The following is a 15,546-nucleotide window of genomic DNA, read 5'->3' as shown; positions in this document are numbered from 1 at the left end:
GGGCTCACACGGAAGAGAGGGTATTCCTCATGAGAACACCAGGAGTTCGCAGAGAGGGTTTTGTCCGGTGTCTGTTGGCTTTGGCCGTGGCAGTGCCTATGGCGGCCTTGGCGCAGGTCCAGCCTTCCGCTCCCTCAGAAAATGAGATGAGGGGCGTGTCCGATCAACAGGAGCTGAGCCGCATGCCAGCTCAGCCGGACGGCAACTCGGCCATGCCCAAGCGCGATCCGACCTCGTCCATGTCTAGCCGCGATCCCAACCCTTCCTTGCCTACGCCTCCTGGCGGTGGCTCTGGCGGGGGCAGCCCTCCTGGCGGGGGCGGCTCTGGCGGGGGCAGCCCCCCGGGAGGGGGCGGGTCCGGTGGCGGGTTCCAACTGGGCAATTGGGGGAGCTTCAAGGCCGACAAGTGCACGGGGATTGGGCTCCGGCAGAAGTCCGCCATTCTCTGGGGTATCCAAGGCTCTTGGGAGCAGGCCTGCTACCGCGCGGGAGCCATCATCGATGGGTACGCATTCTCCCATCCGGCCCGTTGCCAGAACACAAGCTTCAACATGTGGGGTGAGTTCGATGTCCCCGACGAGTCGTGCCGGCCCTATTGGGGAGATTTCAAGGCGGACAGCTGCACGGGCGTGGGGGTCCGGCAGTTCTCCTCCGTGCTCTACAACATCAAGGACATCAAATGGGAGGACGCCTGCTGGCAGATGCCCGCGCTCATCCAGGGCGTGCAGTTCGAGCGTCCCAATCGCTGCAGAATTGCGGGCCAGCACATGTGGGGCGAGTTCGACGTCCCGGATTCCTCGTGTGGTCCCATCTATCCGGATTGATTCCGCGTTGAGAAAGGAGCCCCATCATGCGTAGCCCTTCCTTGATGCGCACTGCCTTCCTGGCGGCCCTCCTGCTTGTGGGCGCCGTCGCGCCGGCTCAAGACGGTAACTCCATGGGCCGTCAGGCCCAGCAGTCCGAGATGGAGAAACGAGCCCCCGATGGTGGAGGAGGCAGCGGCAATACCCCACCCCCTCCGCCCATGACCGTGCGGATCGTCACCTGGAATGTCCATCCGACCTCTGTCGGAGGGGAAACCCCCGAGGACCGCATCATCCGGTTGATCCAGTTTGGCCAGACCCATCGTATCGACATCATGGCTTTGCAGGAGGTACCTCGTAGCCTCTTCAATGATCAGGCTCGCCTCCAGCGACTGTCCGCCGCCGTCACGGGCGCGGGATACGAGCTGTTGGCCATCCGGAACGAATACCCTCCCATCGACTACAACACCCCTCGTCGGCCCACCGCAGAGCGCCAGAACGCCTACGTGGTCATCTACAATCCAGCGGTGGTCGAGCCTCAGCAGCCTCCCTTTGATCCCACGGACGGCGGTCTGGCCTTTCATCACCCTGAGGCCTTCCAAGAGGGAGCGCTGCTGCAGGCGCGCCCTCCCGTGGGGACGGTCTTCAACGTGCACCACCCCAACAACCAAGGGGATTCTGTGTTGCGCTTGCTGTCCTGGCACAACGAAGCGGGCACCCACGCCCGCGGCCATGTGGAGCAGCTACAACAGGAGATTCAGAACGAGCTGGAGCCTCCTCGTATTGGACGCCATGAAGACTGGGTCGTCGTGGGAGACTTCAACGTCCAAGATGTCACCGCGGAGATGCAGGAGCTGGATCGGGATTATCAGGTGCTGACCCACGATGACGGCATTGATCACATCATCACCAACGCCCCCCTCAACAACGTCATCAATGACGACCCGGCGCTGAACATTGACCAGCAGTTCCGGAGCACTGGCCGCCATCTGGCCTTGTTCGGGGAGCTGTTGCTCTCAGCTCCCCGGCCTTGAAGCACGGCTGTGGAGGGGAAGGTCAGCGCTTGAGCTTCCCCTCGACCAGCTGCGCCTCCTCGTACACCGAGTGAGGCGTCCCGTAGACGCTGCGATCACAGATCTCGCTCCAGCGGGCGGCCACCTCCTCAGGCGAAGTGGGGGTGGCCTCCTTCGACAGCCACCCATCGGTGTCACCGATGAACACGTGGGAGTAGCGCCCCGCAACGGCCGAGTAGCTGCCATGGGTCGACTTGCACGCCTCGCTCACCAGGTAGAGCACCAGCGGCGTACAGAAGGAGGGCGGCATCCTCGCGCCCAGTGTGTTGAAGTCGATTCGGCCGGCTTGCTCCGCGACGTTCGTGACCTCGTACCACCCTTGTCCCATGACTTCGCCCAGGCGGGTCATGGCCATCGGCAGGAGCGCGTTGGCCAGGATGCCATGCCGCTGCCCCTCGAGCGCCACGTTGTGCATCAGCCCGACGACGGCCGCCTTCGCCGCGCCATAGTTGGTCTGCCACGGGTGGCCGAACATTCCGGAAGAAGAGGAGGTGAAGAGGATGCGCCCGTACTTCTGCTCCTTCATCACCTTGTAAGCAGGCTGGGTGACGTGAAACGCCCCCTTCAGGTGCACGCCGATGAGCGAATCGATCTCCTCGTCGGTCATGTCCTCGAAGCGGTTGTTGCGCAGGAAGCCGGCGTTGTTGATGACGATGTCGACGCGGCCATAGGCGTCCATCGCTGTCTTGACGATGTTGGCACCGCCCTCGCGCGTCGCGACGGTGTCGTAGCTCGGCACCGCCTGACCTCCAGCGGCCCGGATCTCCTCGACAACGCGGTCGGCGAACTCCTTCGACTGGCCTTCCCCCGTCCCGTTGGTACCGAGATCATTGACAACGACCTTCGCACCTCGCTTGGCCAGGTTGAGGCTGTAGTCTCGGCCCAGCCCGTTGCCACCGCCCGTCACAATCGCTACGCGACCTTCGAAGTTGATCGACGTCATGTATCTCCCTTGGATGTCGTGGGGGGACGGGCAGCATACATCCAAGAGCGTCGGGATACTCAGGTCCGCGGGAAGCGAACGTGGAGCGAGTTGGGCCCGCGATCCTGGAAGTTGGAGCCCTGGTAGTTGTAGGGCTTTCCCACGAACTCCCAGTGCGGAAACGTGAGCAGGGCACGAAGGGCCTCCTCGACCTCGAGCCGGACGAGGGAGGCCCCGGGGCAATAGTGAACACCGACCCCGAACGTCGCATGCCGGTTGTGCGTCCGGGTGATGTCAAAGCGATCCGGGTGGGGGAACACCTCAGGGTCGCGATTGGACGCGGCGGTCATCCCATAGACGAACCGCCCCTTGGGAATGTGCGTGCCGCCGAGCTCCGTGTCCTCCACGCACAGCCTGTTGATGGACAGGGTGGCCGGCTCATGGCGCAGGCTCTCCTCGATGGCGCCCCGGGTGAGACGCGGGTCCGCCCTCAAGGCGCTCAGTTGCACGGGATGGTTCAAGAGCGCGAGGATCGTGTTGGTGAGCTGGTTCGTCGACGTGATGAAGCCCGCGCCGATCATCTGGAAAGACTGGAGGACGGCCTCGCCCGCGAGCTGGGGATTGCCCTCCTCACCCGCGATGAATTGGCTCACGAGATCCTCCCCGGGCGCTGCCCGGCGCTTCTCGACGAGGTCTCTCAGGTAGGCCACCATGTCATGGCTGGTTCGCCGGATGGAGCTCCTCACCTCGTCCGTGTTGACCCCCACTCCCGCGGGCTTGAGGAGGTCCTTCGCCCAGTGCATGAACTGCGGCCGATCCACCTGGGGGAGCGCGAACATCTCGGCGATGGTCGTGAGGGCGATGGGCTCCGCGAAGTCCGCGACGACGTCCATCTCTCCCTGGCGCCGTCCCTTCTCCAGGACGCGCTCCACGATCGACGCGAGCTGGGGCCGGAAGCGCTCGATCGCTGAGGGTGTGAAGCCCTTCATGATGAGCTGACGCAGCAGCGCGTGGCGGGGCGGATCCTGGAAGAACACGAGCCGTGACCAGGTGGCGAGCATGTCCTTCGACGCCGCATCCTCTCCCAGCAGTCCGAGGCCCCCCAGCAGCTCTTGCGCTCGCCGCGAGGAGAAGTGCGGGCTCTTGGCGAGCGCCTCGATATCGGCGCCGCGCGTGAGGATGAAGCACTGGTAGGGCTCGAAGAAATAAACAGGGGCCTGGGTGCGCAACCGCTCGAACGTAGGGAAGGGGTTGGCGAAGAAGCTCTCGCTCATCAAATCAATACCGGTGCTTGCGCTCATCGTCTCTCCTGGAACTGCGTGTACTCAGTCGCTGCTCTCCCAGAGCAGGAAGGTGCGCAGAGGCCCCAGGCTCGCGCTCTGTCCCAGAGCCTGAAGCTCCCGAACTCGCTCCTCCGTCCACTCGGACTCATTTGAGGGCCTGGCCTCCTCAAAGGTCCAGTCACCCAGCTCGCGCAGTTCCTCCGAGGAGCACGTGAAGATCCTCCACTGGAGCAATGCCTCGGGAGCTCCCGGCGCGAAGTGGACGAGCGCCTCCACTGCCTCTTCGATGGGAGGGAGCCCTGGCACAGCGTCGGCGATCGTCTCTGCCAGGAGCTTCCGATCCATTTCATCGAAGGGTTGCCCGTAGGTCCCGGTGAGGTCCTTCAGCCAGGCAACTTCCGGATGGATCGCGTGGGAGGGGACTTCATCCGCGCCAAGCTCACCCAAGGCCATGAGCCCCAGCCGGAGTGCATCCAGTGGGACGCGGCCATGCGCTCGGTCCACGTTGTGCGCAAAGCACAGCGTGGCGCCGAGCAGCCACTTCTGGAGGCAGCTGTATCCACCATATTGATGCTCGTGGACAGTGACGAAGGAGGGCAACTGCGGCGCCAGCTGCTGGACGAGCCCTCGCGCGGAATGGCCCTCGAGCTCGAAGCCGACGACGAATGCCGGCATCACGTGCCGAGTGCACAGGACCACGGGCAGCCCAGGGGGACCCATCCCCGGAGTATAGAGGAGCCGTCAGAGGGACGAGCGCTGTCCCTCTGTCATGATGCGTGGCGTCAGGCCGCCTTCTTCGCGTTCACGGCGCCCAGCAGCGACTCGATAGACTTGCGTGCGTCACCGAACAGCATGCGCGTGTTGTCCAGGAGGAAGAGCGGGTTGTCCACGCCGGCGTACCCAGCGGCCATGCCGCGCTTGAGCACCACCACCAGCTTGGACTTCCACACCTCCAGCACCGGCATCCCGTAGATCGGGCTGGAGGCATCATCCAGCGCGCCCGGGTTCACGATGTCGTTCGCGCCGATCACCAGCACCACGTCCGTCGTCGCGAAGTCGTGGTTGATGTGCTCCATCTCCTGCACGATGTCGTACGGCACGCCGGCCTCGGCCAGCAGCACGTTCATGTGCCCCGGCAGACGGCCCGCCACCGGGTGGATGGCGAAGCGGACGTTCACGCCCTTCTCTCGCAGCGACCGGGTGAGATCCTCCACCGCGTTCTGCGCCCGCGCCACCGCCATGCCGTAGCCCGGGACGATGATGACGTTCTTCGCCATGCTCAGCCGCGCCGCCGTCTCGTCCGCGGAGATCTCTCGCACCTCGCCCGTCGCGGGGGCCGAGGAGGACTTCACGTCGCCCGTGCCGAACCCACCGAACACCACGTTCAGGATGGAGCGGTTCATCGCCCGGCACATGATGATGGAGAGGATCGCGCCGCTGGCGCCCACCAGCGCGCCCGTGACGATGAGCAGGTCATTGGCGAGCACGAAGCCCGCCGCCGCCGCCGCCCACCCCGAGTAGCTGTTGAGCAGCGACACCACCACCGGCATGTCCGCGCCGCCAATGGCCATCACCAGGTGGATGCCCAGCAGGCCCGCCAGCACCGTCATCACCAGCAGCCACGTCAGTCCCGCCGCCGGCCCGCTGGCCGACACGAACGGCACCGCCAGCAGCACGATGCCCAGGGCAATCCCCGCGTTGAGCAGGTGCCGCCCCGGCAGCAGCAGCGGCTTGCCAGAGAGCGTGCCTCGCAGCTTGGCCCACGCGACGATGGAGCCGGTGAACGTGAGCGCGCCCACGGCCACGCCCACCCAGATCTCCACCATGGCGACGATGTGCGCCGCCCCCTGCACCTCGTGCGCGGCCCGAGGCGCCAGGTACGAGGAGATGCCCACCAGCACCGCCGCCAGACCCACGAAGCTGTGGAGGATGGCGACCAGCTCCGGCATGCCGGTCATCTCCACCCGGCGCGCCAGCACCGAGCCGATGGCCGAGCCGACCACCACGGAGCCCACCAGCAGCCCCAGGCCTGGGCCGACCGCGCTCTCGGTGGAGAGGAACCACGTGATGCCAGCCACGCCCACGGCCAGCGCCATGCCGAGCATGCCGTACAGGTTGCCGCGCGCCGCGGTCTCCTGCTTGGACAAGCCCCCAAGGCTGCGGATGAAGAGCACCCCCGACAGGAGGTACGCGATGGTGGTGACGCCAGTCATGACCCACCTCCGGGGTTCTTCCGGAACATCTTCAGCATGCGTTGAGTCACCAGGAAGCCGCCCGAGACGTTGATGGCGGCCACGAGCACGGCCAGCGCGCCCAGGATGGAGGCCAGATCCACGTTGCCTCCGATCTGCAGCATGCCGCCGATGATGATGATGCCGCTGATGGCGTTGGTGACGCTCATCAGAGGCGTGTGCAGGGCCGGCGTGACGCTCCAGATGACCTGCCAGCCCACGAAGCACGCCAGGATGAAGACCGTGAAGTGCTTCAGGAAGTCCTCGGGAGCGAACCGGCCCAGGACGAACAGCACGGCGATCACCAGCAGGCCGCCGATCGTCGTGCCCCAGGCGCGGCGCGACGGGGCCATGATGGCCTGCTGCTGAGGCTTGGCATCCGCCGGAGGAGGCTTTGGCGCCAGCTTGACCGGAGCAGGGGAGGGCTCCTTGCGCGGCGGTGGTGGCAGCAGTTCCCCGCCGTGGGTGATGAGCGCCGGGCGCACCACGTCGTTCTCCAGATCGACGCGGAACTTGTCTCCCGCCCCCATCTCCGTGATCAGGTGCACGAGGTTGTTGGCGAAGAAGCGGCTCGCGGTGCCCGCCATGCGGCTGGCCAGATCCGTGTAGCCGATGATCTTCACGCCGTTGAACTCGACGATCTCCCCCGGCTTGCAGAGCTCGCAGTTGCCGCCTTGCTCGGCGGCCATGTCCACCACGATGGAGCCGGGCTTCAGCTTCTCCACCACATCCTTCGGCAGGAGGATCGGCGCGCGAGTGCCGGGCACCAGCGCCGTGGTGATGATGATGTCCACCTCGGCGGCCTGCTTGCGGAACAGGGCCATCTCCGCCTCGATGAACTCCTTGCTCATCGTCTTGGCGTAGCCGCCCGCGCCCTCGCCGCTCTCCTGGATCTCCACTTGGAGGAAGGCGGCGCCCAGGCTCTCCACCTGCTCGCGGGCCGCGGCGCGCACATCGAACGCACGCACCTCCGCACCCAGCGACTTGGCGGCGGCGATCGCGGCCAGACCCGCCACACCCGCGCCGATGATGAGCACGCGCGCCGGGGGCATCGCGCCCGCGGCGGTGATCTGTGGACTGAAGAAGCCCTGGTAGTGTGCTGCGGCCTCGATGACGGCCCGGTACCCCGCCAGGTTCGCCATCGAGCTGAGCACGTCCATCTTCTGGGCGCGCGTCACCCGGGGAATGCGCTCCAGTGCCAGCGCCGACAGCTTCAGCGACTGAAGGACCGGAGGCAGCTCCGGATTGCGCTCGGGCTGCAGCAGCGAGAGCAGCGTGGTGCCCGGTCGCGCCTTCGAGGCCTCGGTGGGCAGCGGCGGCCGCACCTTCACGACGACGTCCGCGGCGCTCCAGAGCGCTTCCGGCGTGTCGGCGAGCGAGGCTCCCGCGGCCACGTACGCTTCGTCCGAGATGCCGGAGTCAGCGCCCGCGCCCTTCTCGACCTGAACCTCGAAGCCGAGCTCGCGGAGCTTGCGAATGGATTCGGGGGTGGCAGCGACTCGCCGCTCACCCGGGAGGATTTCTCGTGGAACCCCGATACGAATCGCCGGCCTCCTGGAGGAAAGACGCGCGGAAGATACCCCCAAACGGCGGCAATCCCCTATCGGAGAACAACCCAGCAGGTTCCAGGATGCCCGGCTGGCCGGGTGGGTGCCACTTCGGCGAGCCCCCGAGGGCAGAAGCCAGAGGAACCCCGGTGGGCAGGAGGACGGGCGAGCGTGGCCCTGCTGTTGGGACTAGGCGTCCTCGTCCTCGTCATGATCGTCGTCATCGTCATCGTCGCCGCTCACGGTGATGGAGCAGTCGGAGTTCTCCAGGGCCTTCTTGAGGAAGCTCTGGGCGAGATCCTCCCCATTGAAGCCGAGGGAGAAGTTCACCCGGTCGCCGTCCACGCTGGCTCCCTCGTCCAGCTGCAGGGTGCCCCCGAGCGCCATCGCATCCCCCTTCACCCGGGCGTTCTTCCGGAGGTGAAGCTCGCCCCCGAGCGCCACCGCGTCTCCCTTCACCACCGCGCCCTCCTCGATGATGACCCGGCCTCGGATGGCGACCACGTCTCCCACCACCGCGCCCTTGCGGATCACCACGTTGCCGTCGACCGCCACCGCGTCCTTCGCCTGCTCGCCGGAGTTCAGGATCAGGTCCTGCCCCTGGACGGCGCGGGAGCCGTTCTTGGAGTGGACCTCGCAGCGCACCTTGGGGGCGGAGTCCTCTTTGCGCTGCGAGGCCTGCTTGGGCGCGGGGGCCGCTGCCTTGCCGGAGTCCTCGGCCAGGGCGGGCAGGGCCAGGAAGGTGGCGAGGGCCAGGCTAGGCAACGACATCGAGCGCATCGGGAGGCTCCGGGGAGAGGGTGCCCCCGGTCTACGAAAGTGCCTCCTGCCGATTGCCTGGCCCTATGGCGTCACGACCGCGGTGAACTGGCGCCGTCCGCCCTGGATCTTCAGGATGACGGCCGGCTTGATCGCATTACGCGCTGCGTCGAGGGTGATGTTCCCTGAGACGCTGGGGAAGTCCTTCGTCCGTGCAAGCGCGTCGCGGATGGCCGGGCCGGAGAGGCCCTCCGCCTGCTCCAGGGCTGCCAGCGCCACCCGGGCCGCGTCATAGCCCAAGACCGCGGAGACATCGGGCGCCCGGCCATAGCGCTTCTGGTACGCGGCGGCGAAGCGCTGCAGTTCGGGCGACGGATTGTCCACCGCGGAGTGCGAGGAGTAGTAGCTGCCCTCCATCGCGTTTCCGGCCAGCTCGAGGAGCCGCTCGGAGTCCCAGCCGTCGCCGCCCAACAGCGGCTGCGTCAGCCCCACCTCGCGCGCCTGCCGGGCGATGAGGCCCACCTCGCCGTAGAAACCGGGGATGTAGAGCGCTTGCGGCTTCACCTTCTTCACGGCCAGCAGTGGGGCGCGGAAGTCGGTGTCGCCCTGGGCGTAGCTCTCGACCGCGGCGATCTTTCCTCCCAGTTGGGAGAAGGCCTGGGAGAAGGCCTCGCCCAGCCCGAGCGAGTACGCGTTCTTTCCGTCCTGGAGGATCGCGATGCGCTCCAGCTTCAGGTGCTCGCGGGCGAAGCGCGCCATCACCTGGCCCTGGAACGAGTCGATGAAGCAGGTGCGGAAGATGTAGTCGCCCTTGCGCGTCACATCCGGGTGCGTGGACGAGGGTGTCACCATGGGCACGTGCGCCGCCTGCGCCAGGTCCGCCACGGCCATCGAGTTGGAGGAGGACACATCTCCGAGGATGAGCGACACCTGGTCCTTGGTGATCAGCCGCTTGGCCGCACTCACGGACTCCTCCAGGCGGCCCTGGCTGTCGTAGGCGCGCAGCACTACGTGCCGGCCCTTCACTCCGCCCGCGGCGTTGATCTCCTCCACGGCGAACTGGATGCCGTCGCGCACCGGGCCGCCAAACGAGGCAGAGGAGCCCGTAAGGCTCCCGATGGAGCCGATGACGATCGCCCCCTCGTCCGCGTCCGGGGGCCGGGGTTGCGGTGGCGTGGCGGCCTGAGGAGCGCCGGGTAGCGCGGCGGAGTCCGGCGGCGGGGAGGCTTTCCGCTCGCAGGCGGAGGCACCCACCACGAGCAGTGCGAGCATCGGAGCGAAGCGGTGCATGACGGAGTTCCGGGGCGTGGGGGCTGTCATCTAAGCTGACCGCTTGGGGGAAGTCATGGACATCGTGAAAGACACCGGCATGGAGCTGGGGTACCTGGTCTGGCAGGTTCGCCCCCCGCGCCCGTCATTGACGGTCGTGGCCAAGGCCACGTTTGCGCTCACTCCAGATGGCCTTTGCGCGCTGGCCGAGCCGCAGCACCCGGTCTCCGGCCCTGTCTTCTATGAAGATGATCCGCAGCGGAGCATGCGGCTCGACACGGATCTGGCCGTCTGGAAGACGCGAGGGGAGTGCTTCCTGGCGGGCACGTGCTACCCGCCCGGGGGCAAGCCCGCCGCCACCTCGGCGGTGGCCTTCCAGGTGGGGAAGGTGTCCAAGGCGCTCGCTGTGTTCGGGGATCGCGCTTGGACGAGTATGGGCGTGCTCAGCGCCCCCAAGCCCTTCACCGCGATGCCGCTGTGCTACGAGCGCAGCTTCGGTGGGCCGGGTGTCGACGCCAACCCGCTCGGCAGCGCGGTGCCCAACATCGAGGATCCGCGCGATCTGATCACCTCGCCCCGGTCTCGTCCGAAGCCCGTGGGCGCCTTCCCGATTCCGCCGGACTGGAAGAGTCGGCTCAAGCGCGCGGGCCGCTACGACAAGAAGTGGCTGGCCACGCGCTGGCCCTATTTCCCCGAGGACTTCGACGGCAGCTTCTTCAACGCCGCTCCCGAGGATCAGTGGATCGAGGGCTTCTGGAAGGGAGACGAGGAGCTCGTCCTCCAGAACCTCCACCCCCGCCACGCGGTGCTGCGCACGCGGCTTCCCGGCCTTCGCGCGCGCGTCTTCCTGATGGAGAAGGGCACGGGGTTCCGCGAAGTGCCACTGCGCCTGGACACGATCACGGTGGACGCGGACGCGGGCCTCGCCTTCGTCCTCTGGCGCGGCATGATGGAGGTGAAGACGGAGTCCCTGCAGGAGGTGGACTTCATCTATCTGGCGCATGAGCCGCTGAATGCGCCCCTCTCCACGCAGGAGCACCGGGCCCGCTTCGAGCAGAAGCTCGCGGAGCGTGACAAGGAGGAAGAGGACTTCAAGCCCGAGGCCCCACCGCCCACGCCCGAGCCGCCCGTCATGGCCGCCGCTCCGGAAGCGGAGCCCGCGACGCTCGATCCCGCCGAGCTCGAGGCGAAGCTGAAGAAGCTGATCCCCTTGCCTCCACCCGAGGCCGTGGATCCCAAGGCCTCGCCTCCCTCTGCGAAGAGCGCGAAGCAGCTGCGGAAGGCCTTCGCCGCGATCGGCGTCGAGCCCACCAAGGAACTCGAGGCGCTCCTGGCGGAGATGGAAGATCCAGGCGAGGCCACGGAGATCGTTCCGCTCCTAGTGGACGTGGAGCCTCGTGAGCGGCTGCTCCGGCGCTTGAAGGCGAAGGAGAGCGTCGCGGGCGAGGACTGGAGCGGCGGAGACTTCTCGAAAATGGATCTGTCCCGCGTGGACCTGACTGGGGCCATCCTTCAGGGATGCTCGCTGCGCGGCGCGAAGCTGGACGAGGCGAAGCTCGACGGCGCGGTGCTCGCTGGCTCCGATTTGTCCGAGGCGAGCCTGCGCAAGGCCAGCCTCGAAGGCGCCGACCTTACGGGAGTCCGTGCTGCTGCCTCGCGCTTCGATGAGGCGAACCTCGGGGATGCCACGCTGTCTGGAGGAGAGTTCACCGGCGCTTCCTTCCACAAGGCTCAGTGCAAAGGCGCGGAGTTCATCCAGGCGAAGCTGACCCAGGGCGATCTGCGAGAGGCATGCCTGGATGAGGCGGATCTCTCGGAGGCCCGGCTGGAGGACGCCCGGCTGGAGGGCGCCAGCCTCCAGGACACGGACCTGGCGAAGGCGGATGCTTCTCGCGCCAACTTCGACGGTGCGAACCTGTCCCAGCTCCGAGCCTCTCCCGGGGCGCGCATGGCCCAGGCGTCCTTCAAGCGCGTCCAGGCGGCCAAGTCCCGCTGGGGTGGGGCCATGCTGGACGAGACGGACTTCAGCTTCTCCGAGCTGGCCCGGGCGGACTTCAGCGGTGCCTCGCTGGTGAAGGCCCGCTTCAACGGGTGCAACGTGCCCAACAGCCGGTTCATGGGGGCTCGCATGGTGGGGACCTCCATGCTCAAGGCCAACGTCTTCGAGGGCCTCTTCGAGTCCGCGGATCTGTCCCACGCAGATCTGCGCGGTGCCAACCTCTTCGGCGCCGAGTTCTGGAAGGCCCAGACAGCCTCCACGAAGCTGGAGCTGGCCATCCTCACGCGGACCAAGCTGGCGGATCGTGCCTCATGAAGGTGCTCAAGTCGGTCCAGGAGATCACCCGGGCGGCGGAAGCCAGCGAGCTGCGCGAGGTGCTGATCCAAGGCGTGGATCTCACGGGCTACTCATTCGCCACGAACCCGCTCGTGCGCGTGCGCTTCGAGAACGTTCGGCTGCGCGGCGCGAGCTTCTTCGAGGCCCAGCTCGTGGAGGTGTCTTTTCAAGGAGTGGATCTGCGAGAGGCGGACTTCTCCCGGTGCCTGCTCAACTCCGTGAGCATGGCGGGAGAGGGGACGCGGCGGGTGGATGCCTCGGGAGCCCGCTTCACGGAGGTCGATCTCAGCGGAGCCCGCCTGGGGGCCGCGTGCCTTGCGGGTGCTCACCTGGAGCGCGCGCTGTTGACGGACGCAGACCTCTCTCGGAGCGACCTGACGGGCGCCTTTCTCTCGGGCGCGGACCTGTCGGGAGCGTTGCTGGCGGAGATACAGGCGGAGGGTGCGGACTTCCGGGGCGCGGTGCTCCATGGCGCCGTCCTGGAGAAGGGACGTTTCGCCAAGGCCTGCTTCGCGGAGGCCCTCCTCACGGCGTGCAATGTGAAGGGGGCCGTCTTTGAAGGCGCCGATCTGGAGGGAGCCCACCTGAAGCAGACCGCCCTGGCCACGGCGGCCGTTCTGCCCACGCGGCTCGCGGGGGCTCGGCTGGCGAGGCTGAAGCTTACCCGAGTCTCGTGGGCTGGGGCTCAGCTCGCGGGCGCGGACTTGAGCGGCGCGGATCTCCGGGATGCCGTGCTGGAGAAGGCTGATCTCTCCGGGGCTGTGCTCGATGAGGCGGAGCTGGGTGGAGCCCGTCTGGACGGTGCCAACCTCAGTGGCGCGAGCGCGCGGAAGGCCCGCTTCGAGAAGGCCTCGCTGCAGCGGGCCGAACTGAAGGGAGCGGACGCGGCGGGAGCGAACTTCCAGGGCGCCACGCTCACGGGCGCGGTGCTGGAGGGCTGTCTCCTGGAAGCTGCCGACCTGCGTCAGGCCAAGCTGGAGGGCGTGAAGCTGAGCAAGCTGGCCCTGCCCAAGGCGAATTTGCACGGCCTGGATCTGCGCGGAGTGGAGCTCTCCGGGAGCGATCTGGCGGGCGCGGTGCTCTCGGGCGCTCGGCTGGAGGGAGCACACCTCGAGGAGACCCTGCTGTCCGAGGCCGCGCTCGACGGAGCTCAGCTCTCGGGCGCGTCGCTGAAGGGTGCCCTGCTCGAAGGGGCGAACCTGCGAGGGGCTGTGCTCGAGAAGGCCAACCTGGAGGACGCCCAGCTCGCGGGCGCGGTGCTTGCGGGGGCTCGGCTGGTGGACGCGCGGCTGGTGGGCGCGGACATGGACGGCGCGGAGCTGGAGGGAACGTTGCTCCAGGGCGCGGACCTTACGCGCTGCAGCATGGTGGGCGTACGCGCAGTGCGGCAGGACTTCTCCCGCTGTGCACTGACCGATGTGGATCTCTCCAAGGCCGAGCTCACCGGCGCCAACTTCTCCGCGGTCTCCGGCAAGCAAGCCAACTTCGCGGGCGCCAACCTCACGGACGCGCGGCTGCGCGAGGCCCACCTCCGCTCGGCGGACTTCTCCAAGGCGAAGCTGGAGCGGACGGACCTCTCTCAGGCCGATCTATGGCAGGCCCACTTCCGGCAGGCCGTGGCCCTCAAGGCCTCGTTCGCTCGCTGCCGCCTCGACCAGGCGCAGTTTGTCCAGGCGGATCTGCGCGGTGCCAACCTCTCCCACATCCAGGCACCCGGAGCGGACTTCTCCCACGCGAAGCTGGACACGGCGGACTTCACCTCAGCCAACCTCAAGGGTGGGCGCCTCCACCGGATCACGGAAGCAGGGACCCGTTGGGCCCAAGCCGTGCTCACGGATGTGGAGCGGACGGATTCCTCCCTCGCCGCCGCAGAGGACTTCAAACCCGGTGGGTCGGGCTGAGGCCTCGCGAGATCAGGGGAAGCCATAGGTGCCCGTGACGGCTTGCTTCGTGTCGGACGAATCCTGGAAGATCCGAAGTCCCCCATGCGGAAATCTCCACACGAACGGTCCGAGGAAGCTGCGTCCCCCGAGGCGCTGCCCACGCTGAGCCCTGCCACGGTGAAGTCCGTGTCTCACGGCCGCGTCTGGTTGGAGGCGGAGGGGCAGGCGGACTTCCCCGCGCTGGTGGCGGTGCCTGCTCCCTATGTCCCTCGGGCGGGAGACTCGGTCCTCGTGGCGCCGGGCCGGGGAGGGGAGCGGTACGTGGTCGGCGTCCTCGTGGCGCTGCGCGAGGCCACTCCGCCGCTGATGCTGCGCGATGGCTCCAGCGCCACAGTCTCCGACGGCCCCGAGGGCGAGGTGCTCTCCGTGCGCGATTCCTCGGGGCGGCTCGTCTTCGAGCACCATGCCGCCACCCACCGCAGCGTGGTGCATGCCACGGGCAACCTCGAGCTGCGCGCGGACGAGGGGGGCATCCTGCTCTCCGCTCGGGACGCGGTGCGGGTCCACAGCTCGCGCGAGGTCCGGCTGGAGTCGGATCACGCAGTGCGCCTGGGCACGACTCCGGCGGGCGATCGCCCGGCCTCGTCCCTCTCGATGGATGCGCGTGGCACCCGGCTGGAGACAGCTCACCTCGAAGCGCGCGCGGAGACGGCGCGGGCGCAGCTCGACGAGGCCTCGCTCACCGCGCGGACCCTCAGCACCACCTGCCAGACCGCACGCCACGCCGTGGATGTGCTGGAGGTGCAGGCCGGCCGCATCCTCGAGCGCGCGGAGAACGTGTACCGCGACGTGAAGGATCTGGCCCAGACGCGCGCGGGCCGTGTGCGCCTGTTCGCCGAGACCACCTTTCACCTCTTCGGCCAGCGGACCCTGTTCAAGGCCAAGGAAGACCTGAAGCTCAAGGCGGACAAGATCCACCTGGCGTGAGGCCTCGGGCCCACCTGAACCCTCCTCAAGGAGCGCGACTGATGTTTCCGGCTTCGACCAAGGGGGGAGGGATGTGCTTCTCCTTCCCCAACGTCTGCAAGACACCCGCAGCACCCTCTCCCCTCCCCATCCCGTACCCCAGCATCGGGCAGTGCTCGGGCGCCAGCGGCGACAGCTGCACCCAGAAGGTGAAGATCCTCAACAAGGCGGTCCTCCACAAGAGCTCGGAGATCTCCTCCACCAGCGGAGATCAGGCCGGGACGCTCAAGGGCATGGTGTCTTCGACCACCAGCGACAAGGCCACCTACAAGACGTCCTCGGGCAAGGTGCTCGTGGAGGGCAACGAGATCGTCACCCACCTGAAGGTGGCGGCGCATAACGGCTCGAACGCGAACGCGCCCCCCGGAACGCAGGTGGCACCCAGCCAGACGAAGGTCCTCATCGCACCGTGAGC

The 15,546-nt window shown here is 67.4% G+C and carries 13 protein-coding genes; 6 read left to right on the top strand and 7 right to left on the bottom strand.

Annotation, left to right across the window (positions count from 1 at the left end; all coding sequences use genetic code 11):
- The first annotated feature begins 155 nt into the window (after positions 1-155).
- Positions 156-824, top strand: a complete 669-nt coding sequence (locus tag DB31_RS49905; protein ID WP_044185609.1) for a hypothetical protein — start codon at positions 156-158, stop codon at positions 822-824.
- 26 nt (positions 825-850) lie between these two features.
- Positions 851-1,837, top strand: coding sequence for an endonuclease/exonuclease/phosphatase family protein (locus DB31_RS09720; protein ID WP_157231897.1), 987 nt, complete (start codon positions 851-853; stop codon positions 1,835-1,837).
- A gap of 22 nt (positions 1,838-1,859) precedes the next feature.
- Here the strand turns inward: DB31_RS09720 and DB31_RS09715 are convergent, their stop codons facing one another.
- The 7 genes from DB31_RS09715 to DB31_RS09685 form a co-directional block, all read right to left on the bottom strand.
- Entirely contained in the window at positions 1,860-2,819 is a 960-nt protein-coding gene (locus DB31_RS09715) for an SDR family NAD(P)-dependent oxidoreductase (RefSeq protein ID WP_044185604.1), read from the bottom strand.
- Positions 2,820-2,878: 59 nt separating this feature from the next.
- A complete protein-coding gene (locus DB31_RS09710) occupies positions 2,879-4,099 on the bottom strand; it encodes a cytochrome P450 (RefSeq protein ID WP_083968097.1) in 1,221 nt (406 codons plus the stop codon).
- 24 nt (positions 4,100-4,123) lie between these two features.
- Positions 4,124-4,759: a hypothetical protein gene (locus DB31_RS09705; RefSeq protein ID WP_157231895.1), complete on the bottom strand. Its 636-nt coding sequence runs from the start codon at positions 4,757-4,759 to the stop codon at positions 4,124-4,126.
- 104 nt (positions 4,760-4,863) lie between these two features.
- Positions 4,864-6,294: an NAD(P)(+) transhydrogenase (Re/Si-specific) subunit beta gene (locus DB31_RS09700; protein ID WP_044185598.1), complete on the bottom strand. Its 1,431-nt coding sequence runs from the start codon at positions 6,292-6,294 to the stop codon at positions 4,864-4,866.
- The gene (locus tag DB31_RS09695) at positions 6,291-7,898 is read right to left on the bottom strand and encodes a Re/Si-specific NAD(P)(+) transhydrogenase subunit alpha (protein ID WP_044185595.1); all 1,608 of its coding nucleotides are present in this window, start codon (positions 7,896-7,898) and stop codon (positions 6,291-6,293) included. Before DB31_RS09695 ends, DB31_RS09700 begins: the two co-directional genes overlap by 4 nt.
- 150 nt (positions 7,899-8,048) lie before the next feature.
- On the bottom strand, positions 8,049-8,630 hold the full coding sequence (locus DB31_RS09690; protein ID WP_240486610.1) for a bactofilin family protein: 582 nt from the start codon (positions 8,628-8,630) through the stop codon (positions 8,049-8,051).
- A 72-nt stretch (positions 8,631-8,702) separates the two neighbouring features.
- Complete coding sequence (locus DB31_RS09685; protein ID WP_044185589.1) at positions 8,703-9,908, bottom strand: ABC transporter substrate-binding protein; 1,206 nt, start codon at positions 9,906-9,908, stop codon at positions 8,703-8,705.
- Between the two features lie 55 nt (positions 9,909-9,963).
- Between DB31_RS09685 and DB31_RS09680 the strand changes: the two genes are divergently transcribed.
- From DB31_RS09680 to DB31_RS09665, 4 genes are all read left to right on the top strand, one after another.
- The gene (locus DB31_RS09680) at positions 9,964-12,201 is read left to right on the top strand and encodes a DUF2169 family type VI secretion system accessory protein (RefSeq protein WP_044185587.1); all 2,238 of its coding nucleotides are present in this window, start codon (positions 9,964-9,966) and stop codon (positions 12,199-12,201) included.
- On the top strand, positions 12,198-14,123 hold the full coding sequence (locus tag DB31_RS44645) for a pentapeptide repeat-containing protein (RefSeq protein WP_052419834.1): 1,926 nt from the start codon (positions 12,198-12,200) through the stop codon (positions 14,121-14,123). Before DB31_RS09680 ends, DB31_RS44645 begins: the two co-directional genes overlap by 4 nt.
- 84 nt (positions 14,124-14,207) lie before the next feature.
- Positions 14,208-15,092, top strand: a complete 885-nt coding sequence (locus DB31_RS09670) for a DUF3540 domain-containing protein (protein ID WP_044185585.1) — start codon at positions 14,208-14,210, stop codon at positions 15,090-15,092.
- 71 nt (positions 15,093-15,163) lie between these two features.
- The gene (locus DB31_RS09665) at positions 15,164-15,544 is read left to right on the top strand and encodes a DUF4150 domain-containing protein (protein WP_169787025.1); all 381 of its coding nucleotides are present in this window, start codon (positions 15,164-15,166) and stop codon (positions 15,542-15,544) included.
- Positions 15,545-15,546: the final 2 nt, after the last annotated feature.

It is taken from the genome of Hyalangium minutum (genome assembly GCF_000737315.1).
Taxonomy (GTDB): Bacteria; Myxococcota; Myxococcia; order Myxococcales; family Myxococcaceae; genus Hyalangium; species Hyalangium minutum.
The sequence above is the reverse complement of the archived record's forward strand: the minus strand, read 5'-3'. Positions and strand labels throughout refer to the sequence as shown.